Raw genomic sequence first — 24,717 nt, 5'->3', positions numbered from 1 at the left:
TATAATTTAATTTTGAAAAACGTCATTTGGAAATGTTACAATGCTTTCAAAACCATTTTCGTTAACAGATGAAATTCCGAAGAAAAAATTATCAATAACAATACCATTTAGTGTGAATTCTGAAACATTGCCTACATATCGGCTATAATCCCAGGTTGGTGATGTGGTATCTCGCCAATAAATTTTGTAGCCTTTAACATCTTCAACTTTAGTCCATTTAAATTTTACCGAAGCTTCAACAATACCACCAATAGCTACATTTTTTGGTTGAGGTGGCGCCCAAGCTAAACTTGCTAAATTAATTGCGTTTACAGCTGTTAGCTTTTTAGCGTAATTAAAATTCACGTGTTCAATAACATCACCGTATTTAATACCATTTTCTTCACGAATATCTTGGTGTTGTTGTGTGTAATTTTCATGGGCTTCCATTATACGAATACCCGCAAAACCCAAGTCGTTAAACGGACGATGGTGACCGCCACGACCAAACCTGTCTAACCTATAAACCATCATAGGGTTCATTTCAGGCATGTATGTTTTTGTGTTTTTATGAATGTAGCGTGCCAATTGCCTCGAAATTCCATCAACTTCGCCACCATAAAAACGGCGTAGTTTACGTTGACGTTCGGTTTCTGTGGGCGGCACAGGTTCAGAAAAAATTCTAAAAGTTCTATTATCAATAACACCGTCAACCCCTTTTATGTTTCCAATCATATCATTGTTTAAAACTCCAATAATATCCCAATTATTATCTTTTGCATATTTAGCTAAACCAGCGCCTCCAAAAAGCCCTTGTTCCTCACCCGATAAGCCTACATAAACAATGCTGCTTTCAAAAGTGTATTTACTTAAAACCCTGGCAGCCTCAATAGTTCCTGCCATACCAGAGGCATTATCATTTGCTCCAGGAGCATCAGTAGTAAAATCCATAGTATCACTGGCTCTAGAATCTATATCGCCACTCATAATTACAAAGCGGTTTGGGTATTTTGTACCACGTTGAATTGCAACTACATTTACAACCCACGCATCATGAGGTACTCTGCGGTTGCCTTCTTTTTTTACAAAATCTTTTTGGTAAAACACTTCTAAACAGTTGTTACATTCTTTTGAAATGTTTTCAAATTCTTTTTTAATCCATCGTCTAGCAGCGCCAATTCCACGTGTGTTAGAAAGCGTGTCACTAAAGGTATTACGCGTGCCAAAGTTTACTAAAGTTTGAATATCTTTTTGAATTCTTTCAGCCGAAACAGTTTCAATAATATTGTAAATTTCAGGTTTTTGTTGGCCGTAAGTTATACTTATAGTAAAAAGAAAAAGTAGCAGTGTTTTAAATGTCATTTTAATGAGTTTTTATATCAAAAATACTGAAAATAAGAAGCGCATCAAAAACTTAACTGTAAGAGGCTCTTGATACAAAAACAGTTTTATATATTTGAATTATAAAAAATATCCCTCAAAATAATGACTAAACAAGTTTTGCTTTCTGCCTTTTTTCTTTTTTGTATACTATGCAGTTCACAAAATAAAGAGAAGATAAAAGGAAATAGGGTTGTAACTAACCAGTTGAGTGAAGTATCGTATTTTACAAAATTAGCTTTTGCCGATAATTTTAAAGTAACGTTGGTACAAGGTTGTGATCCTTCGGTTGAAATTATTACTGATAGTAATTTACATGATGTTATTGCTTTTAATGTTTTTGAAGGTGAACTTAAATTTCAAACAACTCATAAAATAACATCTAGCAAAATGTTAGATGTTAGGGTTATTTATACCGAAGCGCTTAACACCATAGCATTAGCTGGTAACGCAGAGTTAACATCGCTCACCACTTTAAAGTTAGATACATTAAAAGTACTGGCTAATGATTTTACAAAAGCCAATTTTAATGTAATTTCTAAAGATTTTGAATATGTAAGTAAGGGTAAAGCTAAAGCCGATTTGGGTATAACATCTAACACCATAGCATTATCACTTAAAGACAATACAAGACTAAATGCACACATTACAGGATCTGTAATTACAACAAATTTAAGCCAACACGCCAATGTTTTAATTGATGGCGGATGTGCTAAATTAACTGCTAATTTAAAAGAAACTAGTAAGTTAAATGCTGAAAATTTGTTGTTAGATGATATAACTTTAGTAACAAAAGATAAATGTGATGCTGTTGTGAATGCAGCAAAAACACTTGCCATAGAGGCATATGGCGATTCTGAAACCGTAATTTATGGTACGCCAGATATAAATTTAATAGCTTTTAAAAATAATGCTGTACTTAGAAAAAAAGAAAATAAACAACAAGAAGAATAATTAACAGAAAACTGCTAATTAAAAAAGTCTTTACAGTTACGTAAAGACTTTTTTGTTTTTGAGTTAGTCACAATATACTTTTAACAATTAAAAGCAATATTTATTTTCATTAATAACCTTGTTGGCAATTATGTTTCTTAATTCAATTATGTTTGGCATGTTAACGTATTTAATATAACGTTTTAAGCCCATTAACATCATACGTTGCTCATCACCACTAGAAAATGAAATTATTGAATGCTTACCTGCAGTTTCAATAACATCAATAGCATGGAAAAGGTTAAGTTTGGCCATAGCTATTTGCTCTTTTACGTTGTCTTCGCCCTCTTTTTTAGCCATTTTTTCGGCACGTAAAATAGCCGATTCTGCTAAGTAAATTTGAATCAATATATCTGAAGAAGCTAACATTAATTGTTGTTGTTCTTCAATTTTTTCACCATATTTTTCAAGTGCAGCACCAGCTACCATTAAAAATAACTTTTTTAAGTTTTTGATGATACTTTTTTCTTCTGAAAATAATTCTGAAAAATCAGGTGTATCAAAAGAAGGAATACCCATTAATTCATCTTTTACAGCCATAGCAGGTGTTAACACATCAACATGACCTTTCATGGCTTTTTTAATAAGCATACCAACACTTAACATACGGTTAATTTCATTGGTGCCTTCATAAATTCTAGCAATACGCGCATCTCTCCAAGCAGATTCCATTGGGGTTTCTTCAGAAAAGCCCATACCACCTAAAATTTGAATACCTTCATCTGTACAATTTTGTACAAATTCTGAAACCGAAACTTTTAAAATTGAACATTCAATAGCATATTCTTCAACACCTTTTAATTCGGCTTCTTGGTGTGTGTCTTTACCATTGTTTCTTCTTAGTTCAATACGGTCTTCAATTTTTTTAGCAGCTCTGTAACTTGCGGCTTCTCCTACCCAACAGTTAGTGGCCATTTCAGCTATTTTTTGACGAATAGCACCAAAACTTGAAATTGGCGTTTTAAACTGAATACGCTCATTGGCATATTTAATAGACTCGGTAATGGTTCTGCGTTGTGCATCTAAACAAGCGGCAGCTAATTTAATTCTACCAACGTTTAATGCATTCATAGCAATTTTAAAGCCATTGCCTCTGGTTGATAGCATGTTTTCTGCGGGTACAACTGTATCATTAAAAAATACCTGACGTGTAGAAGAAGCACGAATACCAAGTTTATGCTCTTCTTCACCCATAGTAATACCGTTTGGGTTTTCTGGGTCATATTCTACTATAAAACCGGTAATGTATTTATCGTCTTCAATTCTAGCAAAAACAATCATTAAATTACAGAAACCAGCGTTTGAAATCCACATTTTTTGTCCTGTAATTTTATAGCTTTTTCCGTCTTCAGAAAGTACTGCTTTTGTTTTTCCAGAGTTGGCATCACTACCAGCACTAGGTTCAGTTAAACAGTAAGAGCCAAACCACTCGCCACTTGCTAATTTAGGTACGTATTTTTGTTTTTGCTCTTCGGTTCCGTAAAGTGTAATTGGCATTGTGCCAATACCTGTGTGTGCTCCAAAAGCGGTACTAAAAGATCCTGTTGCTCCTGAAATATAATCGCACACCAACATGGTATCTACAAAGCCCATGCCCATACCGCCATATTCGGCAGGTACAGCAACGCTTAAAAACCCAAGTTCACCTGCTTTACGCATGCAAGATTCGGTTAAAGCATAGTCTTTCTTTTCAAATTGTGCTTTTTTAGACCAAATTTCTCTATCAACAAATTCGGTTACAGCCTCTTTCATCATTAGCTGGTCTTCATTAAAATCTTCAGGTGTAAATACATCTTCACAATTAGTTTCTTTTACAAGAAATTGTCCACCTCTTAATATATCTTTTTCTTCCATTTTTTATAGTAGATTTTATAAATCAGTTTATACTTAGTTTTTGTTGTGTTTTTTACTTAAGAAATTCAAAAATGCCACAAGCCCCTTGTCCGGTTCCTACACACATTGTTACTGCGCCGTATTTACCTTTCATATCTCGTTTACGCATTTCGTCAAATAGTTGTACTGATAGTTTAGCACCTGTGCAGCCTAGTGGATGGCCAAGGGCTATGGCGCCACCGTTAACGTTAATAATGTCTGGGTTTAAACCTAATTCTCTTATAACTGCTATAGATTGAGAGGCAAAAGCTTCGTTTAATTCAATTAATTCTAAATCGTTTTGTTTTAAACCTGCTAATTTTAAAGCTTTAGGAATTGCTTTAACGGGGCCAATACCCATAATGCGAGGTTCTACACCGGCTGCGGCATAATTAACCATTCTTGCAATAGGTTCAAGATTTAATTCTTTCACCATATCTTCGCTCATAACCATTACAAAGGCTGCGCCATCACTCATTTGTGATGAGTTACCCGCTGTTACACTACCGCCTTGAGCAAAAACAGGGCGTAATTTTCCTAAAACTTCAATACTTGTACCTTTTCTTGGGCCTTCATCTTTGTTTACAGTATAGGTTTTGGTAGCTTTTTTTCCGTTTTCATCAATATAGGTTTGTTCAACTTCAATAGGCACAATTTGGTCTTGAAACCTGTCTTCAGCTTGAGCTTTTAATGCTTTCATGTGTGAGTTGTATGCAAACTCATCTTGATCTTGACGTGATACTTTAAATTGGTTAGCAACAGCTTCGGCAGTATTTCCCATGCCCCAATAATAATCTTCGTGTCCGGCTTTAACAACGTCATAATTAAGTTCAGGTTTAAAACCTGTCATTGGTACTGCACTCATGCTTTCTGCACCACCGGCAATAATACAATCGGCCATTCCAGATTGTATTTTAGCTGTTGCAATGGCAATGGTTTCAACGCCTGAAGAGCAAAACCTATTTACGGTAACCCCAGGCACATCAACACTATTTAATCCCATTAAAGAAATTAAACGCGCCATGTTTAATCCTTGAGAACCTTCGGGCATTGCGTTACCAACAATAACATCATCAATTCTTGATTTGTCTAACTGCGGAAGTTCATTCATCATATGCTGAATGGTTTCGGCAGCAAGTTCATCGGTTCTTTTGAACCTAAACAAACCTTTAGGAGCTTTACCTACGGCTGTTCTGTATGCTTTTACTATATATGCTGTTTTCATTTTTTCTTAGTTTCTTAAAGGTTTTCCTGTTTTAAGCATGTGCTGAATACGTTCTAATGTTTTGCGTTCTGTACATAAACTTAAAAAAGCTTCTCTTTCTAAATCTAACAAGTATTGCTCTGTAACTAGGGTTGGCTCAGATAAATCACCACCTGCCATTACATAAGCTAGTTTGTTAGCTATTTTTTGATCATGTTCACTAATGTAATTTGAAGCTTCCATAGAATCTGTTCCTACTAAAAACATACCTAAAGCTTGTTTACCAAGTACTTTTACATCTTTACGTTTAATAGGTTGTGTGTAGCCTGCATTAGCCATTAATTTGGCGTGTGCTTTTGCTGTAGCAATTTGGCGGTCTTTATTAACAACAACTACATCTTTTCCTTTTTGAAGAATTCCTAAATCAAAAGCTTCATAAGCAGATGTGGAAACTTTTGCCATACCAATTGTTAAAAAGTGTTCTTGAAGTACATTTAATTCTACATCACCTTTACTAAAGGAATCTGAAGCACGAAGAGCCATTTCTTTAGAGCCGCCACCTCCAGGAATTACGCCAACTCCAAATTCAACTAAACCTATGTAACTTTCGGCTGCAGCCACTACTTTATCGGCATGTAATGATAATTCACAACCACCACCAAGCGTCATGCCGTGAGGCGCAGATATTGTTGGAATGGCTGAGTAGCGCATGCGCATCATGGTATCTTGAAAATACTTTATGGCGCCGTTTAATTCATCATATTCCTGTTCAACAGCCATCATAAAAATCATACCAATATTAGCACCTACTGAAAAATTAGCACCTTGGTTACCTATAACTAAGCCTTCAAAATCTTTTTCGGCTAAATCAATGGCTTTGTTTAATCCTGTTAAAACATCGCCACCAATGGTATTCATTTTGCTTTGGAATTCGCAGTTTAAAATACCATCACCTAAATCTTCAATTACAACTCCAGAGTTTTTAAATACTTCATTTGATTTACGGATGTTGTCTAATATTATGAAAGCGTCTTGCCCTGGTTTTTTTACTTGTTTTTTTGAAGTAATATCGTAGAAATATGTTGCGCCGTTTTGTACTGTGTAAAATGATTTACTACCAGAAGCTAACATATCATTTACCCAAGCAGCAGGTGTAACACCTTCGGCTTTCATAATTTCTAAACCTTTTTCAACGCCAATGGCGTCCCAGATTTGAAATGGGCCATGTTCCCAGCCAAAACCGGCTTTCATGGCATCATCTATTTTATATAATTCATTGGTAATTTCGGGGATTCTGTTTGATACGTAGGCAAACATAGCGGCAAAGTTTTTTCTGTAAAATTCGCCTGCTTTATCTTTACCTGACACTAATATTTTAAATCTATCGATTACTTTTTCAATCGATTTAGTAAGTTCTAAAGTTGAAAATTTTGCTCTTTTTTTAGAACGATATTCTAAGGTGTTTAAGTCTAACGATAAAATTTCGCTTTTACCATTTTCTCCTTTAACTTTTTTGTAGAAACCTTGTCCTGTTTTGCTTCCTAACCATTTGTTTTCCATCATGGTGTTGATGAAATCTGGAAGTTTAAAAAGCTCATGCGCTTCATCATTAGGGCAATTATCATAAATGCCGTTTGCAACATGCACAAGGGTGTCTAAGCCAACAACATCAACAGTTCTAAAGGTTGCCGATTTTGGCCTGCCAATTACAGGGCCAGTAAGTTTATCAACTTCTTCAATGGTTAAATCTAATGCTTTTACTTGGTGAAATAGTGATTGAATACCAAAAATACCAATACGGTTTCCAATAAAAGCAGGTGTGTCTTTAGCAACTACCGATGTTTTTCCTAAATACTGTTCGCCATAATTATTTAAGAAATCTAAAACAGATTGACTGGTTTTGGGTCCAGGAATAATTTCAAAAAGTTTTAAATATCTAGCTGGGTTAAAAAAGTGTGTGCCACAGAAGTGCTTTTGAAAATCGTCACTACGGCCTTCGCTCATAAATTTTATAGGAATTCCTGAAGTGTTTGAGGTAATTAAAGTACCTTGTTTGCGGTATTTTTCAAGGTTTTCAAATACTTTTTTCTTGATGTCTAAACGTTCAACAACTACCTCAATAATCCAATCTACATCGTTTACTTTTGCTATATCATCTTCTAAATTACCCGTTGTAATTCTATTGGCAAATTTTTGATGATAAATTGGTGATGGTTTAGATTTTAAGGCCTTTGTTAATGCATCATTTACAAGCCTGTTTCTAACTGTTTTGTGCTCTAAAGTTAAACCTTTAGCTTTTTCAGTGTCATTTAGTTCTCTTGGTACAATGTCTAGTAGTAATACTTCAACACCAATATTGGCAAAATGGCATGCAATACCGCTACCCATAATACCAGAACCAATAACTGCAACTTTTTTAATAATTCGTTTGCTCATTCTTGTTTAGTCTAATTACGTTTTAGTGTAAATTTTTTTGTTTGAAACCATATCTAAAATTAATTCTGCAACTTCATAAAAGTTGTTTAGTTTATCTTTATCAATACACTCTTTTATAGTATTGTTAAAGGTTAAAACGCGGTCTTTTGAATACGTTCTTTTTTCTTTACCAAAGTCTGTTAGGTGAATTAATACACCTCTGCCATCATCTGGGTTTGGGTGTCTTTCAATTAGCCCTTTTTTTTCCATTGTTTTAAGTATTCTTGAGAGGCTTGTGGCTTCCATTCCCATTTTAGGACCTAAAGCGGTTGATGGTGTGCCATTTTCTGGGTCTATACTTAACAATGTAAATCCTGTTGCCATTGTACTATCAAACTTTGCGGCTTCTTCGTTGTACATTTTTTGAACAGTTAGCCATGTTGTTCTTAGTACATAATCAATTGTTTTATCCCTCATGGTTAGTTCTTATATTCCAAATATATAAAAAAATACTATGCATGCATAATATTTTTTTAAATTACCTTATAAAATAAAAAATACTTTACTGTTTTGTAAAGCATTTAGTTGTTGTATTTAATTGTTTGATTATGTATTATTTAAGCATTAACTATGTGTTAGCCTCTATAAATTTTTTCAATTAAATTTTTATATTTTTCTTTAATGGCTTTACGTTTCATTTTCATGGTTGGGGTAAGTAAGCCATCATCAATAGTCCAAACATCGGGTGTAATTTCAAACTTTTTTATTTGTTCCCATTTGCCAAATTTTGTGTTGGCTTGGTCAATTTCTTCTTGAATTCGTTCTTTTAGTTGTGTGTTTTCTATTAGGTTTTGGTTTGATATATTATGACGACGCGCCCATTCTTCAACAAATTCAAAATTTATTTGAATAAGAGCTGCTGGCATTTTTTCACCTTCACCTATAACCATAATTTGTTCTATAAAGCGAGATTGTTTAAACTCATTTTCTAATAGGGCAGGTATTACGTATTTACCGCCAGAGGTTTTAAACATATCTTTTTTACGGTCTGTTATTTTTAAGAAATTGTCATTGCTTAACTCACCAATATCTCCGGTGTGGAAATAACCGTTTGAAATAACTTGAGTTGTACGTTCTGGGTCTTTGTAATAGCCCATCATTACATTGTTGCCTTTTACTAAAATTTCGCCATCATCGGCAATTTTTACTTCAACATTATCAATAACTCTTCCAACGGTACCTATTTTTATACCTTTATTAAAAGGACAGTTAACAGATATTACGGGTGATGTTTCGGTAAGGCCATAACCCTCAAGAATTGGCATTTCGGCAGCCGAAAAAATTCTAATTAATCGTGGTTGTAAAGCAGCACTACCAGATACTAATGTACCAAGGTTACCACCTAAGCCTTCTTTCCATTTGCTAAAAATAAGTTTGCGGGCAATTTTTAATTTAAACTCGTACCACCAGCCATTGGCGCCGTATGGTTCAAATTTTAAGCCTAAATCTACAGCCCAAAAAAACAGGGCTTTTTTAATGCCAGATAGTTCTGCGCCTTTTGCAATAATTTTATCGTAAACTTTTTCATAGAGCCTAGGAACGGCAGTCATTACATTAGGTTTAATTTCTTTTAAATTATCACTAATGGTTTCAATACTTTCAGCAAAATAAATTTCAATACCACAATATTGGTATAAATACAATATCATACGTTCAAAAACATGGCATACGGGTAAAAAGCTTAGTGCTTTGGCTTTACCGTTTTCCATGGGTACGCGTGGCGAGCTATCAATAACATTTGAAACCAAGTTTTTATGAGATAGCATAACACCTTTTGGAGTTCCGGTGGTACCCGATGTGTAAATTAAAGTGGCTAAATCGTCACTTTTAACGTTGCTTTTTCTGGTTTCAACATCATTTTGGTTGCTATCATCTTCACCTAAATTTAAAACCTCTTTCCAGTTGTTTTCACCTGCAATGTCATCAAAAGTATAAACAGCTTTAAGTTTAGTGTTGCCTTTAACTGGGTTTAGTTTTTCTAAAACCGATACATCAGATACAAAACAATAAGTGGCTTCAGAGTGTGAAAGTACATATTCATATTCTTCTTTAGAAATAGTTGGGTAAATAGGCACATTTTGGGCGCCAATTTGTAAAACAGCCATGTCTAAAATATTCCACTCAGTTCTGTTAGTGGTAGAAATAACGGCAATTTTATCATTGGGTTGTACACCTAACCTTAGTAAACCTCTACTTAATTTATTGTATTGATTTATGTACTCTTGGGTAGATATGCTTTCCCATTTTCCGTTGTATTTAGAAGTGAATGCTTTTTCTAAATTGAAATTCTCTAATTGGTAGTGAGGAAAATCAAAAATTCTATTAATCTCTTTCATCTTTTTTCAATGTGGTGCACCAAAATATGAAAATAAATAAAAATTACAATAGTTGTTTTAATAATAATGTGTTAAAGTACGTGATTTTGTATTATTAAAATAGGAATAAAGAGGCTTTAATTTTAATAAAATGATAATTTAATAGGTTGTTTTATTAGGATTATGATAATTAATGTGTATATGACAAATGTCATCTAAATGCTTAATATTCAGTCATAAATTTGAACTTGTTAAATACTAGTTACTCATTTTAAAAAGAAATATTATGGAAGTTAAAGCATTTAGAGCGGGTGTTTGGAATGATAAAATTGATGTTAGAGATTTTGTTACAAACAATATTACATCATATTATGGAGATGCCACTTTTTTAGTTGGACCTACACAACGCACAAAAAAACTTTGGGACATTTGTTTAGAAGCCGCCAAAGAGGAAAGACAAAATAACGGCGTTAGAGCTGTTGATACAGAAACTATTTCTGGTGTAAATAACTTTGAAGCGGGTTACATAGATAAAGAAAACGAAGTAATTGTTGGTTTACAAACCGATATGCTTTTAAAACGTGCCATGAAACCATTTGGAGGTTTTAAAGTAGTGCAAAAAGCACTAAGTGAACATGGTTTAGTAGCTAGTGATACCGTGTCTGAATTATTTAGTAAATACGTAAAATCACATAACGATGGTGTTTTTGCAGCATACAATGCCGAAATAAGAAAATTTCGTTCAAACGGACTTTTAACAGGTTTGCCTGATAATTATGCCCGAGGCAGAATTATTGGAGACTACCGTCGTGTGGCGCTTTACGGTATCAATGCTTTAATTGAAGCTAAAAAAACCGATTTAAAAGCAATTAAAGGCCCTATGACTGATGCTGTTATTCGTCTTCGAGAAGAAGTGTCAGACCAAATTAAGGCTTTAAAAGACATGATAGAAATGGGCGCAAAATATAACCTAGATTTATCGCGTCCTGCTGAAAATGCACGTGAAGCTGTGCAATGGACTTACATGGCTTACCTTGCAGCAGTTAAAGAGCAAGATGGAGCAGCCATGTCTTTAGGTAATGTTTCTACATTTTTAGATATTTATATTGAAAACGATTTACAAGAAGGTATAATTACTGAAAACGAAGCCCAAGAATACATAGACCAGTTTGTAATGAAACTACGTATGGTACGCCACTTGCGTATGGCAGCTTATGATGAAATTTTTGCTGGCGACCCTACTTGGGTAACCGAAGCTATTGGTGGTATGTTTGAAGATGGTCGCACCAAAGTAACCAAAACATCATTCCGTTTTCTAAACACACTTTATAATTTAGGACCTTCACCAGAACCAAATATTACCATTCTTTGGTCTAGTAATTTGCCAGAAAACTTTAAAAAATTCTGCGCTAAAGTAGCAATTGATACATCATCAATTCAATTTGAAAATGATGATATGATGCGTACTTTAAGAGGCTCTGATGATTATGGTATTGCATGCTGCGTATCATACCAAGCTTTAGGTAAACAAATTCAGTTTTTTGGAGCACGTACTAATTTAGCTAAAACATTATTATTAGCTATAAATGGCGGACGTTGTGAAAACTCTGGAACACAAATGGTTGAAGGTATAGCACCTTGTGACTGTGAGTATTTAGATTTTGATAAAGTAATGGCTAACTTTAAAATAGCCATGAAAGAAGTTGCACGTGTGTACAATGATTCTATGAATATTATTCACTACATGCACGATAAATATTATTATGAAAAAGCACAAATGGCTTTAATTGATACAAATCCAGATATTAATATTGCATACGGTATTGCTGGTTTATCAATTGTGGCAGATTCATTATCGGCTATTAAATACGCAAAAGTAAAACCTATTAGAAATGAAGAAGGTTTAACGGTAGATTTTAAAATTGAAGGCGATTTCCCTAAATATGGAAATGATGATGATAGAGTAGATGTATTTGCTCATGATGCAGTAAGAGATTTTAATAACGAGCTAAAACAGTTGTCTGTTTATAAAAATGCAGAACCAACACTATCTGTACTAACCATAACATCAAACGTGGTGTATGGTAAAAAAACAGGCGCTACACCAGATGGTAGAGCTAAAGGTGTACCATTTGCACCAGGTGCCAACCCAATGCATGGGCGAGATTCTAACGGAGCCATAGCATCATTAAACTCTGTAGCTAAAATAGATTATGAAGATTCTCAAGACGGTATTTCAAACACCTTCTCAATAGTACCAAAATCATTAGGTGCTTCACAAGAAGATAGAATAGACAATTTAACCGCTATGCTAGATGGTTATTTTGAAAAAAATGCGCAACATTTAAATGTTAACGTGCTTAATAAAGAAACACTAATGGATGCCATGGAAAACCCAGAAGCATATCCGCAACTAACAATACGTGTTTCAGGCTATGCTGTAAATTTTATAAGATTAACTAAAGAACAGCAGTTAGAAGTTATTACAAGATCGTTCCACGAATCTATGTAGTTTTTAGAATTAGTCAAAAACAAGAACTTCCGAAGGTGAAAATACCCATCGGAAGTTCTCATAAAAGCACATATTATTAAAACTTTAGAAAACACATTAAGAGTTCATTCTGTAGAATCTTTTGGTACTCATGATGGCCCTGGTATTCGTATGGTTGTATTTTTACAAGGCTGCAAATTAAAATGTTTGTATTGCCATAATCCTGATACTATTGATACGCACGGCGGTACAGAAATGCCCATTCAAGATTTAGTAAAACGCGCAGTTAACATGAAACCTTATTTTGGAAAAGAGGGTGGTGTAACAGTGTCGGGTGGAGAACCACTTCTTCAGTCTAAAGAATTAATTCATTTTTTTCAGCGGTTAAAAGAAGAAGGAATTCATACAAATATTGATACTAATGGTAGAGTGTTAAATCATTTTACAGAACAGTTGTTAGATGATTATGCAGACTTGGTAATGCTAGATATTAAGCATATGCAAGAAGATGGTTATCAAATGATTACAGGTCAAAAAAATAACACAACAACCTTTAATTTTGCTAAGCATAGAGAGGCTTCAGGTAAACCCATGTGGTTGCGTTATGTGTTAATTCCAGAATTAACAAACACCCCAGAACTGTTACATGCAATGGGTAAGCATTTTAAAGATTATAAAACCATAGAAAAAATTGAATTACAGCCATATCATAAACTCGGTATCCATAAATGGGAAAAATTGGGTTGGCAATATCAATTGCACGATGCTAGAGAGAATACAGAAGCCGAAATTGAAAGCGCTACAAATATTTTAGAAAAATATTTTAAAGAAGTAAAAGTAAACTAACTAATGTATAATTAGCTGAAAATAAAAAATTATGAGTAAAACTAAATTAAAAAATAGGTGGTTAATAGCAGCTTCGGCTGTAGGTATTCATATTTCTATAGGGTCTGTGTATGCTTATTCGGTAATGACAAATCCTGTTAAAGATATTTTTGAAGTTGACGGAAGCGTCATAAAATGGGCATTTAAAATAGCTATACTATTACTTGGTTTATCAGCGGCTTTTTTAGGGCGATGGGTAGAAAAAGTAGGTCCTAAAGTCAGTGGTACAACAGCGGGTTTATTTTATGGTTTAGGTATTTTGGGCTCTGGTTTAGCGGTTCAGTTAGAAGTGCTTTGGATGTTTTATCTGTGTTACGGCGTAATAGGAGGTATAGGGCTAGGGCTAGGTTATATTACGCCTGTAAGTACTTTGGTTAAATGGTTTCCTGACAGGCGCGGTTTAGCTACAGGAATGGCAATTATGGGGTTTGGTTTTGCAGCTTTAATTTTTGGGCCTGTAATGCAATCTTTATTTGATAGTGTTGGTGTGTCAAATGCATTTTACATTTTAGGAGCCATTTACATGATTTTAATTTTAACCTCTGCTAGGTATATTGAAAGACCTCCCGAAGGTTACATGCCTGAAGGATTTAAACCTGGCGAAGGAAAAACTATTAAAGCAGATATGGCTAATATTACAGCTAACGAAGCTTTAAAAACACCTCGTTTTTATTATATATGGATTATGATGTTTATAAACATAGCCTGTGGAATTGCTATAATTTCAGCAGCAAGCCCTATGATGCAAGAGAAATTGAATTATACACCAATGCAGGCTGCTGCCATTGTTGGGTTAATAGGTGTTTTTAATGGCTTAGGGCGCATTATGTGGTCTACTTTATCAGATTATTTAGGTAGAGCAAATACATATATTGTTTTTTTTGCGTTTCAAATTTTAGCATTTTGGATATTGCCTAAAATTTCAATGGAAATAACATTTTTAGTAGTATTGTTTACTGTAATTACAATGTATGGTGGTGGTTTTGCAACCTTACCTGCTTTTTTAGGAGACCTATTTGGTACCAAACAATTAGGTGCTATACATGGTATGGTTTTAGCAGCTTGGGGGCTTGCGGGTGTTGTAGGTCCAACTATTTATGATATTGTTAAAAATACAACAGGCTCACTAGATGCCACTTTAATGGTTTTTGCAGGCTTATTTGTAATAGCCTTAATTGTAGCATTATTAATGAAACGAACAGTAACTTTAGCTTACAGAAAAATAAATAAACAATTGAAGTTTGCTTAACTCAAACTTCTAAAACTTCCATTTTTTCTTTTTTTATTGAAAACCCCGAAGCTATAAATTTTAAGCTCCGGGGTTTTTGTTTTTTCAGAAAGAAAGTAGGCTTATTGTTTTTCAATCCAAAGTCTAGCATTCACAAAGGCTTCTAACCAAGGAGAAACTTCGTCTTTACGTCCATTTGGGTAATTAGCCCAGTTCCATTGGAATGTTGAGCGCTCAATATGCGGCATAGTTACCAAATGACGGCCTGTTTTATCAGTCATCATAGCGGTGTTAAAATCGGAGCCATTTGGATTGTGCGGATAGCCTTCATAACCATATTTTGCCACAATGTGATATTGGTCTTCGGCATACGGTAAATTAAATTTTCCTTCACCATGCGAAATCCAAACACCTAAAGTACTGCCCGCTAAAGTTGATAGCATCACAGAATTATTCTCTTGTATTTTAACTGAAGTAAATGAACTTTCGTGTTTATGAGAATTGTTATGAACCATTTTTCCATGAACCTCGTGTTCTGGGTTTATAAGGTCTAATTCCATCCATAATTGGCATCCATTACAAATTCCAACAGAAAGTGTATCTTCTCTTTCAAAGAAGTTTTTAATAACTTCATTAGCTTTTTCGTTATACTTAATAGCTCCTGCCCAACCTTTTGCAGAGCCTAAAACATCAGAGTTTGAGAAACCTCCAACAGCACCTAAAAACTGAATATCTTCTAAAGTTTCACGGCCCGAAATTAAATCGGTCATGTGTACATCTTTTACATCAAAACCAGCTAAATACATGGCGTTTGCCATTTCGCGTTCAGAGTTACTCCCTTTTTCACGAAGTATAGCTGCTTTAGGTCTAGAATTTTGGTTGTTTAATTCAGGAAGTTTTCCTGTAAAATGCTTTGGAAATTCAAACTGTAATGGTTGGCTTTTGTAATTATCAAAACGATCTTTTGCTAAACCGTTTGCTGTTTGTTTTTGATCAAGTAAAAACGACGTTTTATACCACATATCACGCAAACGTGAAATAGTCATAGTAAAAACATCAGTGCCGTTAATAATGCTTAAAACATCAGCATCAGTAACGCTTCCTATGTTAAAAAATTCAATATTTGCTTCAGATAAAGTTGTTTCAATAGAAGCATCAGCAGCTTGAATAACCAATCCTGCATTTTCAGCAAATAATAATTTAAATGAATCATTTTCAGCTAAAGCAGATAAATCTAATTCGGCACCTAAATTATTATCAGCAAAACATAATTCAAGAAGTGTTGTTATTAATCCACCTGAAGCTACATCGTGCCCTGCAACAATTTTTTCATCTAAAATTAATTGTTGAATGGTATTAAATACTGTTTTTACATAATTGGCACTTTTTACTGTTGGCGCTTCATTTCCAATTTTATTTACAATTTGTGCAAACGAGCTACCACCTAATTTAAAATTGTCTTGCGATAAATTGATGTAATAAATATTACCAGCATTTTTTTGTAAAACAGGTTCAACTATTTTGGTAATATCAGTACAGTTTGAACCAGCAGAAATAATAACTGTTCCAGGAGAAATTACTTCTTCGTTAGCATATTTTTGCTTCATAGATAGTGAATCTTTTCCTGTTGGAACATTCACACCTAAATCTATTGCAAATTCTGATACTGCTTGAACCGCTTCATACAAACGCGCATCTTCACCTTCGTTTTTACAAGGCCACATCCAGTTTGCAGACAATGATACGTTTTTTAAACCATCTTTTAAAGGCGCCCAAATAATGTTGGTTAAGGCTTCGGTAATAGAATTTCTACTACCTGCAACCGGATCTATTAATCCGGAAATAGGCGAGTGCCCAATAGATGTAGCAATACCTTCTTTTCCTTTAAAATCTAGAGCCATGACGCCTACGTTGTTTAGTGGTATTTGTAATGGGCCCACACATTGTTGTTTGGCTACTTTACCACCAACGCAGCGGTCTACTTTGTTTGTTAACCAATCTTTACAAGCTACGGCTTCTAGTTGTAAAAGTTGATCTAAATAATCGTAAAATTTATCTTTATTGTAAGCTACATCTGTATAATTTCGTGTAACCGTATTATCTGTCATTATTGTTTTTGGCGAGCTCCCAAACATGTCTTCCATAGCTAAATCCATAGGTTTGTTGCCTTTAGTTTTAGATTGGAATGTGAATCTATGATCACCTGTAACGGTACCAACGGTGTACATTGGAGAACGTTCTCTATCAGCAATTTTTTGTAAGGTTTCCAAATGCTTTTCAGCTATCACCAATCCCATACGCTCTTGAGACTCGTTACCTATTATTTCTTTATCAGACAATGTTGGGTCTCCAACTGGTAGTTTATCTAAATCTATATGCCCGCCAGTATCTTCAACCAATTCACTTAAACAGTTTAAGTGGCCACCAGCACCATGATCGTGAATAGAAACGATAAAATTTTCGTCACTTTCTACCATGCCACGAACTGCATTGGCAGCACGTTTTTGCATTTCTGGGTTAGATCGTTGTACAGCATTAAGCTCAATGCCAGATTCAAATTCACCGGTGTCAGCACTAGAAACTGCTGCGCCGCCCATGCCAATGCGGTAGTTTTCGCCACCAAGAATAACAACTTTGTCGTCTCTTTTTGGAGTGTCTTTAAGGGCTTGGTCTGCTTTACCATAACCAATACCACCTGCAAGCATAATCACTTTATCGAAACCAAGTTTGCGTGCTTCTTCTTCATGCTCAAAGGTTAATACCGAACCTGTAATAAGTGGTTGCCCGAATTTGTTACCGAAATCTGAAGCACCATTACTAGCTTTTATTAAAATATCCATTGGCGTTTGGTACAACCAATTGCGCTCTTTAACGGCTTGTTCCCAAGGGCGGTTTTCTTCTAAACGCGAGTAAGATGTCATGTAAACAGCAGTTCCGGCTAAGGGAAGTGAGCCTTTTCCGCCAGCTAAACGGTCGCGAATTTCACCACCCGAACCTGTTGCAGCACCATTAAAAGGCTCTACAGTAGTTGGGAAATTGTGCGTTTCAGCCTTTATTGAGATTACCGAATCAAAATCTTTAGTTTCATAAAAATCAGGCACATCGGCACGTTTTGGTGCAAATTGTTCCACTTTTGGGCCTTTTATAAACGCTACGTTATCTTTATAGGCAGAAACAATATCGTTAGGGTTTGCCTCCGATGTTTTTCTAATTAATTTAAATAACGATGTTGGTTTTTCTTCACCATCAATAACAAACGTACCGTTAAATATTTTGTGGCGACAGTGCTCACTGTTTACTTGCGAAAAACCAAATACTTCAGAATCTGTTAGCGGTCTTCCAATTTTTTTTGAAACACCTTGTAAATATGCCACTTCTTCATCACTTAAAGATAAACCTTCTTGTTGGTTATAAGCGGCAATATCTTCAATGTTCAAAATAGGTTCTGGTTGAATATTTATTGTGAATGATTCTTGGTTTAACCCCTTAAATTTCTCAGAAATCATAGGGTCATAGCCTTTAAAATCTTCAGTGACAGCAGTGAATTCTTCAATGCGAATAATGCCTTCAATACCCATATTTTGGGTTATTTCAACAGCATTTGTACTCCAAGGTGTTATCATAGCTGCACGCGGACCAACAAAAAAAGCATCAATTGATGCTTGCTCTATTTTAGGCTGGTTGCCAAATAACCATGTTAATTTTGAAATAGTTTCTGGAGTAAATTCTTTTGTTGCTTGAACAGCAAAAACTTTACTGTTTTGGTTTCCGAAGAAATGAATCATTTGTAGTGTATTACGATTGCTTTTAAAAATGCAAAAATACATTTTTTTAGCTATTCATAACCTCTTTTTTTTAGAAACACTATTTGATTATTAACAAAAGTTTTAACAAAAACACAATGGTTTATTCAATAATTAGTTTTTTGGTTGATGCGTTTAAACCATCAAAAAGTTGCAAAATATAAATACCAGCATGTAATTTTTTAAGCTGTATTTTATTGTGTTTTGGGTTTACATTGTTTGAAACTATTAGAGTTCCCATTACATTGAAAACATTTACCGTAATATTTGTTGAGGTTTCAATATTTAAATAAGCACCCATTTTAATAGGGTTTGGGTGAATTTTTACGTTGTTTAATGGTGTTTTTTTTGTACTTAAACTTGGGTAGCATGTCCATAATACATCATCTATTCTAACTCTGTTTGATGATGATTGATTTTCTAAAACCACCGTAACATTTCCTGAAATATTAATGTTAGAAATTGTGGTAGTTGTTGACGAATTTTTGTTGTAAGGAATATTTCCAACAGCGTTTCCGTTTATAAGTAATGTGAAATTTCCTGACGAATCTGAGCTAAATGTAGATTGCATAGTAACGGTTAAGTTACCAATACCACCAGATATTGTAGGAGATGTTAATGATCCATTTCTAATGCAAATACTTCGGTTGTTTAAATTTTGATCTGTTCTGGCGTCTGTAGCTGTCCAAGTACCACCATCATCACCAGTCCATGTTCTTGTAGTGTAGTTTGAAGCATTGGCAGGAATGTTTTCAAAAGTTTCATTAATACAGTTATTACCATTATTATTACTGCCACTTGCTAATGTTGTTTGGTTAACAATATTGCTTAGTGTAGATGTGTTATTGGCAGCATCTTTAGCTAAAACGGCAAAACTGTATGAGGTTTCAGGAGATAAGCCTGTTACAATGTATGAGGTTGAAGAACTATTTGTAGATGCATAAAAATTGTTGTTAACATATACGTTATAGGTTGTAACTGCTAGATTATCGGAAGAAGCCGTCCAGTTTAAGTTAACCGTTGTGGCTGTAGGGTTTGAAGCCGTTAAATTTGTTGGGGTAGTAGGCGCTTCATTATCTGGAGTTGTTGGGTTTTCCCAACGGTTCTCGGCAGGTGTGCCGCCCCAAATTATGGTAGCTAAATATGGGTTGTCTATAAACGGATTTCTGTTGCCTTGTGCGTATGTATTACTTGTGTTGCTGTGGTATGTGTTTCGGTTATCTTCAAAAGCAGAAACAGGGTCTTGGGCATTCCATTCTAATAATAAATCAATCATATTGGTGTCTATGCTGTTTGTTGCACCAATTGTAACATTTGAAGGTAAACACCGAGAGCCATAGCGTAAGTACATATACATCATCATGCGTGCTACATCACCTTTCCATTCATCACCAGGATACCAACCTCCAGAAGTACTACCTGCAAAACCAGAACCGTCAATGTATTTTTTGTTTCCTCTGTTTGCATTCATTTGCACATCTGAAGGACGTAAATGATGCGCATCGGCACCAGGACCAACTGTACCTAGATTTGGATTTCCTAAAGATTTTGGATAGGTGTGTTCTCTATTCCAATCTCCAGAGTTACCACCGTTACTGTTCTTGCTGCGAGAGCGATGTACTGTAGTGCTACCGTTATCATTGTAGCCGTAAATGAGTAGAACATTATTACTATTGTTTGGGTCTTCATCTGTAAATTTACTGGCTTCCCAAATTCCAGGGGTGTAACTTAAAAAGTTGGTGTGTTTACTAGAGGTTTTGTTAGCTAAATCATTAAATAAATTTAAACCTGTTTTGTTAAAATCTACACCGTTATAATAGCTTTGTAAGTTTGCAGGCGGTGTAACTTGCGTGTAACCCAAAAAGGAGGTTACAAACAACAGTAGGTGTATGTGTTTCATTTTATTACGTTAGTGCTTTTCTAAAAGCGCCATATAAAACCCATCATATCCAAATTTGTGGGCTAGCACTTTTTTGTCGTTTACAAAGGTAAACGCTTTACCTGCTTCTGATGTTAAAAAATCATTAACTTGATTTTCGTTTTCAGAAGGTAAAACAGAGCAGGTAGCATACACTAATTTTCCGCCAGATTTAACCATTTTAGAGTATTGTTGTAAAATATCTTGTTGAATACTTCTAATTTGATCTAAAAATTGAGGTTCTAATTTCCATTTTGAGTCTGGGTTTCTGCGTAAAACACCTAAACCAGAACATGGGGCATCAATTAAAACACGATCGGCTTTATTATATAGTTTTTTTATAGGTTTTGTAGAGTCAATAACCTTTAAGTCAATGTTATGTACACCATTGCGTCTGGCTCTAATTTTTAACTTTTTTAGTTTACTTTCGTAAATGTCCATAGCAATAATTTGCCCTTTATTTTCCATTAAAGAGGCCATGTGCAATGTTTTGCCACCGGCTCCTGCACAGGTGTCAACTACTTTCATGCCTGGTTTTACATCAAGCATTTCGGCAACTAATTGAGATGAGGCATCTTGCACTTCAAACAATCCTTTTTTAAAAGCATCAGTAACAAAAACATTGGCGCGCTCTTTAAGTTTTAAAGCCAATGGGTAGCCTTTAATGAATTCGGTTTCAATACCTTGGTCAAACAATGTGTTTTGTAATTGCTCCTTAGTAGTTTTTAAAATGTTGGTGCGCAAAATAACATCGGCTTGTTTGTTTTGTATTGCAAGCTCTTTGGTCCAGATGTCTTCACCAAGTTCTTTAGCGCCAATTTCGTCAATCCAATCTGGTACAGATTCTCTAAATTTTCTAATTTTAGAGAGTTCATCAAATTTGCCTTTTATTTTTCTAGTTGGTGTGTTTGTAAAATATTTCCAATCGGGTAATTTAATGCCTTTTAGTGTTGCCCAAACTGCAAATAAACGCCATAAATTGTCTCGGTTAAAAGGTTCTTTAACTTCAGCAATTTCTGCATACAAGCGTTTCCATCTAACAATATCATAGGTTGTTTCTGCCACAAAAGCGCGGTCTCTGCTGCCCCAGCGTTTATCTCTTTTTAAGAGGGCTTGTATAACCTTATCGGCATATTCATCTTCATTAAATATTTGGTGTAAGCCATCAATAACGGCAAAGCATAAATTTCGGTGTAATCGCATTGTATATAAATAAGGTTGCAAAGTTACACTAATTGTAAACATTTAGCCAATGTTTTTAATATTTAGCATATTAAGTTATCTTTCAAAAAAAATAATTAATGAAACAATTTTTAGCCTATTTAATTCTAGTTTTAATTTTAGCTTCTTGCGGAAACAATAAAGCTGAAAAATCAATAATTTTTAATGAAATTAATTTTGAAACTATTTTAAATGATACACTTTTAAGCATTAGAGCTATTGATGTTTTAGATAAAAACAGTTTGTCTTTTGCAGCTAATAATAATACTTACGGTTTGTACGATGCAAAAACGGGAAAATGGCTTATTTCAAAACAAAATTATGATAGTTTGAATATAGAGTTTAGAGCTGTAGCAAATAATAATGCAGATTTTTTTATGTTGAGTATTGCAAATCCGGCATTGTTGTTTAAAACTGGAAATTCTGGTGAAATGGAATTGGTTTACAAAGAAACCCATAAACAAGTGTTTTATGATGCCATGGCATTTTGGAATACACAAGAAGGCATTGCTATTGGCGACCAAATTGATGGTTGTTTAAGTATAATTATTACCAGAGATGGTGGTAATACATGGCAAAAAATAGCGTGCAATAATTTGCCTGAAGCTCTTGAAAACGAAGGTGCTTTTGCTGCTAGTAATACAAATATTGCAGTTGTAGGTAATAAAACGTGGATAGCTACTACATCAGGTAGAATTTATTTTTCAGAGGATAAAGGAAAAACATGGCGTGTTTACAACACACCAATTATTAGCGGTAAAGACACTGAAGGTATTTACTCTATTGATTTTTACGATGAAAATAACGGTTTTGCCATTGGTGGAGATTACACAGCGCCTAATAGTAATGCAGCTAATAAAATTAGAACTAACGATGGTGGAAAAACTTGGAAGTTAGTAGCGCAAAATATAAATCCGGGTTATAGAAGTTGTGTGCAATATGTGCCTAATAGTAACGCAAAAGCATTAGTTACTGTTGGTTTTAAAGGAATTGATTATAGTAATGACGCTGGAAACACTTGGAAACATTTAAGTGATGAAGCGTTTTACACCATTAGATTTTTAAATGATACTGTTGCATACGCTGCTGGTAGTGGCAGAATTTGTAAGCTTACATTTATTGAATAAAAAAAGAGACGATTGTTGTGCGTCTCTTTTAGTTTTATCGTTTATCTGGGCCTCTATGTTTTCTGTAGCGGTCTAGCATTTTTCGTTTAAAATCTTCTTCGGCCACCTTAAGTTTTATAACTTTTTTTGGTGGTAAAATGGTTTTTATTTTTTCAGAAAAATTGATTCTAAGTGTACATAATCTAGATTCAATACTTTCTATTTTAGTCATTAGCTCTAAAGCTTTTTCATCTGTAAGCGTGTTTACGTTCTCTTTAATTTCTTGCCTTAGTGTGCGCATTTCATGATATTTAATAGTGGCACTTTTTTTATCAAAAGCATTGTAAACTGGCCAAAAATTTTGAGCTTCTTTTTTAGTTAAATCTAACTGCTCTGTAATAAACGCTACTTTTAATGATTGTATTTTTTCGCGGTTATGCTGCGCGCTTATTGTTATTGTAACTAAGTAAATTATTATGGTTATTATGTATTTTTTCATAGTAGTTTTTTTAATATAAATCTTCAACATTTAAATTATTTAAAATGTAATCTTCAACAGCATCTTCTTCAATGGTGTTATACTCAATAAAATTTGTTTCGTTTAAATCTGTATCATCTAATAAAGCAGCTATTTCATAAGAGCTTATATCTTCTTCAATAATATAGTTTTCAACTGTAGTATAATCTAAATCTGTAGTTTTTTCAGTAGTTTTAATATTTAAAGTGAACAATAAAACAATGGCTGCAGCAACGCCAGAAATATATATTAATTGTTTTTTGCTGAACAGCTTAATAACTTTAGGTTGTTTTTTTGAGGCTGAAACGTTGTTAATTATGTCATCTTCTAGCTTATTAAAATAATTATTTGGTGTTTTAAAGCCTGTATTTTCTACTTGCGCTTTAAGTTTGATGTTGTTAATTACGTTATCATCAAAACTATTAAAGTAGTTTTTTGGTGTTTTAAAACCCGTATTTTTAATATTATGTAATTTATCTTTTTTCATCTTAATACTAAGACTATTATTTTTTTTAAAGGTTTAATTGTTAGTTAAATAGCTTTCTATTTTTTTAACGGCTATATGGTATGATGCTTTTAGGGCGCCTTCACTAGTTTCTAAAATTTCGGCTATTTCTTTATATTTTAAATCTTGAAAATATTTCATATTGAAAACCATTTGTTGTTTACTAGGTAATTTGGCAATAGCTTCTTGTAATTTTAATTGAATGGTATCACCTTCAAAATACACATCGGATGTTAAATTATTTATAGCTAATTGTTGTATTTCTTCACTAGTAATTTGATGTTGTTTGGCTTTTTTATTTAACAAAGTTATAGATTCATTGGTTGCTATTCTATACAACCATGAGTATAGTTTGCTGTCACCTTTAAAATTATGTATGTTTTTATACACTTTTATAAAGGTGTTTTGTAAAGCATCATCAGCATCATCATGAAGCTTCACAATGTTTCTAATATGCCAATACAAACGTTCTTTGTAAAGCGTTACAAGTGCTTTAAAAGCTTGTTCTTTGTGCGTGTTAGATTTTAGTTGTTGTATTAATTCGTCTTCGTTTATCACCAGCAAAGTTTAGTTATAAGACGTTTTAAAATTACAAAAGTTTAATTGTTTTGTAGAAAAATTTTAAACAAAATTAATTTATTGATATTCAATTATTTATAATAATTTTAATCGATTAAATACATTTAAAGTCGATTAAATGCATTTTTTTCTTGTGAAATATTTCTTTTTGTAATATGTTTGTACCAGAACCTACTTGTGTTGATAGATGCCCCAAATGTCTATCAACTAACTAAAAAAAGGATAGATGCCCCAAATGTCTATCCT

17 protein-coding genes are annotated in these 24,717 nt (G+C 34.0%); 5 read left to right on the top strand and 12 right to left on the bottom strand.

Translation table 11 applies throughout. The features are described from left to right. Positions 1-6: 6 nt before the first annotated feature. Positions 7-1,341 carry a M28 family peptidase gene (locus tag ACXAG4_RS07615; protein WP_475295486.1) on the bottom strand — a complete coding sequence of 445 codons (1,335 nt, stop codon included), beginning with the start codon at positions 1,339-1,341 and terminating at the stop codon, positions 7-9. Between the two features lie 123 nt (positions 1,342-1,464). Between ACXAG4_RS07615 and ACXAG4_RS07610 the strand changes: the two genes are divergently transcribed. Then, the gene (locus tag ACXAG4_RS07610; protein WP_475295485.1) at positions 1,465-2,313 is read left to right on the top strand and encodes a GIN domain-containing protein; all 849 of its coding nucleotides are present in this window, start codon (positions 1,465-1,467) and stop codon (positions 2,311-2,313) included. An 87-nt stretch (positions 2,314-2,400) separates the two neighbouring features. On the opposite strand, the gene ACXAG4_RS07605 is transcribed toward ACXAG4_RS07610, so the two are convergent. The 5 genes from ACXAG4_RS07605 to ACXAG4_RS07585 form a co-directional block, all read right to left on the bottom strand. Then, complete coding sequence (locus ACXAG4_RS07605; RefSeq protein WP_475295484.1) at positions 2,401-4,206, bottom strand: acyl-CoA dehydrogenase family protein; 1,806 nt, start codon at positions 4,204-4,206, stop codon at positions 2,401-2,403. A 52-nt stretch (positions 4,207-4,258) separates the two neighbouring features. After that, positions 4,259-5,449: an acetyl-CoA C-acyltransferase gene (locus tag ACXAG4_RS07600; RefSeq protein WP_475295483.1), complete on the bottom strand. Its 1,191-nt coding sequence runs from the start codon at positions 5,447-5,449 to the stop codon at positions 4,259-4,261. A gap of 6 nt (positions 5,450-5,455) precedes the next feature. Next, a complete protein-coding gene (locus tag ACXAG4_RS07595) occupies positions 5,456-7,864 on the bottom strand; it encodes a 3-hydroxyacyl-CoA dehydrogenase NAD-binding domain-containing protein (protein ID WP_475295482.1) in 2,409 nt (802 codons plus the stop codon). A 15-nt stretch (positions 7,865-7,879) separates the two neighbouring features. Beyond that, entirely contained in the window at positions 7,880-8,320 is a 441-nt protein-coding gene (locus ACXAG4_RS07590) for a MarR family winged helix-turn-helix transcriptional regulator (RefSeq protein ID WP_475295481.1), read from the bottom strand. Between the two features lie 158 nt (positions 8,321-8,478). Next, a complete protein-coding gene (locus ACXAG4_RS07585; protein WP_475295480.1) occupies positions 8,479-10,239 on the bottom strand; it encodes an AMP-dependent synthetase/ligase in 1,761 nt (586 codons plus the stop codon). 265 nt (positions 10,240-10,504) lie between these two features. Between ACXAG4_RS07585 and pflB the strand changes: the two genes are divergently transcribed. From pflB to ACXAG4_RS07570, 3 genes are read left to right on the top strand one after another with little or no spacing between them, the layout of a single operon-like run. Beyond that, on the top strand, positions 10,505-12,730 hold the full coding sequence (gene pflB / locus ACXAG4_RS07580; RefSeq protein ID WP_475295479.1) for a formate C-acetyltransferase: 2,226 nt from the start codon (positions 10,505-10,507) through the stop codon (positions 12,728-12,730). 60 nt (positions 12,731-12,790) lie between these two features. After that, positions 12,791-13,555: a pyruvate formate-lyase-activating protein gene (gene pflA / locus ACXAG4_RS07575; protein WP_475295929.1), complete on the top strand. Its 765-nt coding sequence runs from the start codon at positions 12,791-12,793 to the stop codon at positions 13,553-13,555. Positions 13,556-13,586: 31 nt separating this feature from the next. Beyond that, complete coding sequence (locus ACXAG4_RS07570; RefSeq protein WP_475295478.1) at positions 13,587-14,843, top strand: L-lactate MFS transporter; 1,257 nt, start codon at positions 13,587-13,589, stop codon at positions 14,841-14,843. A 101-nt stretch (positions 14,844-14,944) separates the two neighbouring features. Here ACXAG4_RS07570 and purL read toward each other — a convergent pair whose 3' ends face one another. The 3 genes from purL to ACXAG4_RS07555 form a co-directional block, all read right to left on the bottom strand. Then, on the bottom strand, positions 14,945-18,607 hold the full coding sequence (purL, locus tag ACXAG4_RS07565) for a phosphoribosylformylglycinamidine synthase (RefSeq protein WP_475295477.1): 3,663 nt from the start codon (positions 18,605-18,607) through the stop codon (positions 14,945-14,947). A 121-nt stretch (positions 18,608-18,728) separates the two neighbouring features. Continuing rightward, positions 18,729-20,525, bottom strand: a complete 1,797-nt coding sequence (locus tag ACXAG4_RS07560) for an endonuclease (protein WP_475295476.1) — start codon at positions 20,523-20,525, stop codon at positions 18,729-18,731. A 9-nt stretch (positions 20,526-20,534) separates the two neighbouring features. Next, entirely contained in the window at positions 20,535-21,746 is a 1,212-nt protein-coding gene (locus ACXAG4_RS07555; RefSeq protein WP_475295928.1) for an RsmB/NOP family class I SAM-dependent RNA methyltransferase, read from the bottom strand. Between the two features lie 98 nt (positions 21,747-21,844). Between ACXAG4_RS07555 and ACXAG4_RS07550 the strand changes: the two genes are divergently transcribed. Further along, positions 21,845-22,891, top strand: a complete 1,047-nt coding sequence (locus ACXAG4_RS07550; protein WP_475295475.1) for a WD40/YVTN/BNR-like repeat-containing protein — start codon at positions 21,845-21,847, stop codon at positions 22,889-22,891. Between the two features lie 34 nt (positions 22,892-22,925). On the opposite strand, the gene ACXAG4_RS07545 is transcribed toward ACXAG4_RS07550, so the two are convergent. Genes ACXAG4_RS07545 through ACXAG4_RS07535 form a run of 3 tightly spaced genes read right to left on the bottom strand, consistent with a single transcriptional unit; the run spans position 22,926 to position 24,450 of the window. Next, entirely contained in the window at positions 22,926-23,369 is a 444-nt protein-coding gene (locus ACXAG4_RS07545; protein WP_475295474.1) for a sensor of ECF-type sigma factor, read from the bottom strand. Between the two features lie 10 nt (positions 23,370-23,379). Beyond that, positions 23,380-23,874, bottom strand: coding sequence for a hypothetical protein (locus ACXAG4_RS07540; protein ID WP_475295473.1), 495 nt, complete (start codon positions 23,872-23,874; stop codon positions 23,380-23,382). Between the two features lie 33 nt (positions 23,875-23,907). Next, positions 23,908-24,450, bottom strand: a complete 543-nt coding sequence (locus ACXAG4_RS07535; protein WP_475295472.1) for an RNA polymerase sigma factor — start codon at positions 24,448-24,450, stop codon at positions 23,908-23,910. Positions 24,451-24,717 lie beyond the last annotated feature (267 nt).

The organism is Seonamhaeicola sp. ABD4_175 (genome assembly GCF_056160885.1).
This window is presented reverse-complemented; position numbering and strand designations above follow the sequence as displayed.

Bases quoted from the DNA above. Each gene is read 5' to 3' on its own strand.
- ACXAG4_RS07615 (WP_475295486.1), bottom strand. From the start codon at position 1,341: ATGACATTTAAAACACTGCTACTTTTTCTTTTTACTATAAGTATAACT.
- ACXAG4_RS07610 (WP_475295485.1), top strand. From the start codon at position 1,465: ATGACTAAACAAGTTTTGCTTTCTGCCTTTTTTCTTTTTTGTATACTA.
- ACXAG4_RS07605 (WP_475295484.1), bottom strand. From the start codon at position 4,206: ATGGAAGAAAAAGATATATTAAGAGGTGGACAATTTCTTGTAAAAGAA.
- ACXAG4_RS07600 (WP_475295483.1), bottom strand. From the start codon at position 5,449: ATGAAAACAGCATATATAGTAAAAGCATACAGAACAGCCGTAGGTAAA.
- ACXAG4_RS07595 (WP_475295482.1), bottom strand. From the start codon at position 7,864: ATGAGCAAACGAATTATTAAAAAAGTTGCAGTTATTGGTTCTGGTATT.
- ACXAG4_RS07590 (WP_475295481.1), bottom strand. From the start codon at position 8,320: ATGAGGGATAAAACAATTGATTATGTACTAAGAACAACATGGCTAACT.
- ACXAG4_RS07585 (WP_475295480.1), bottom strand. From the start codon at position 10,239: ATGAAAGAGATTAATAGAATTTTTGATTTTCCTCACTACCAATTAGAG.
- pflB (WP_475295479.1), top strand. From the start codon at position 10,505: ATGGAAGTTAAAGCATTTAGAGCGGGTGTTTGGAATGATAAAATTGAT.
- ACXAG4_RS07570 (WP_475295478.1), top strand. From the start codon at position 13,587: ATGAGTAAAACTAAATTAAAAAATAGGTGGTTAATAGCAGCTTCGGCT.
- purL (WP_475295477.1), bottom strand. From the start codon at position 18,607: ATGATTCATTTCTTCGGAAACCAAAACAGTAAAGTTTTTGCTGTTCAA.
- ACXAG4_RS07560 (WP_475295476.1), bottom strand. From the start codon at position 20,525: ATGAAACACATACACCTACTGTTGTTTGTAACCTCCTTTTTGGGTTAC.
- ACXAG4_RS07555 (WP_475295928.1), bottom strand. From the start codon at position 21,746: ATGCGATTACACCGAAATTTATGCTTTGCCGTTATTGATGGCTTACAC.
- ACXAG4_RS07550 (WP_475295475.1), top strand. From the start codon at position 21,845: ATGAAACAATTTTTAGCCTATTTAATTCTAGTTTTAATTTTAGCTTCT.
- ACXAG4_RS07545 (WP_475295474.1), bottom strand. From the start codon at position 23,369: ATGAAAAAATACATAATAACCATAATAATTTACTTAGTTACAATAACA.
- ACXAG4_RS07540 (WP_475295473.1), bottom strand. From the start codon at position 23,874: ATGAAAAAAGATAAATTACATAATATTAAAAATACGGGTTTTAAAACA.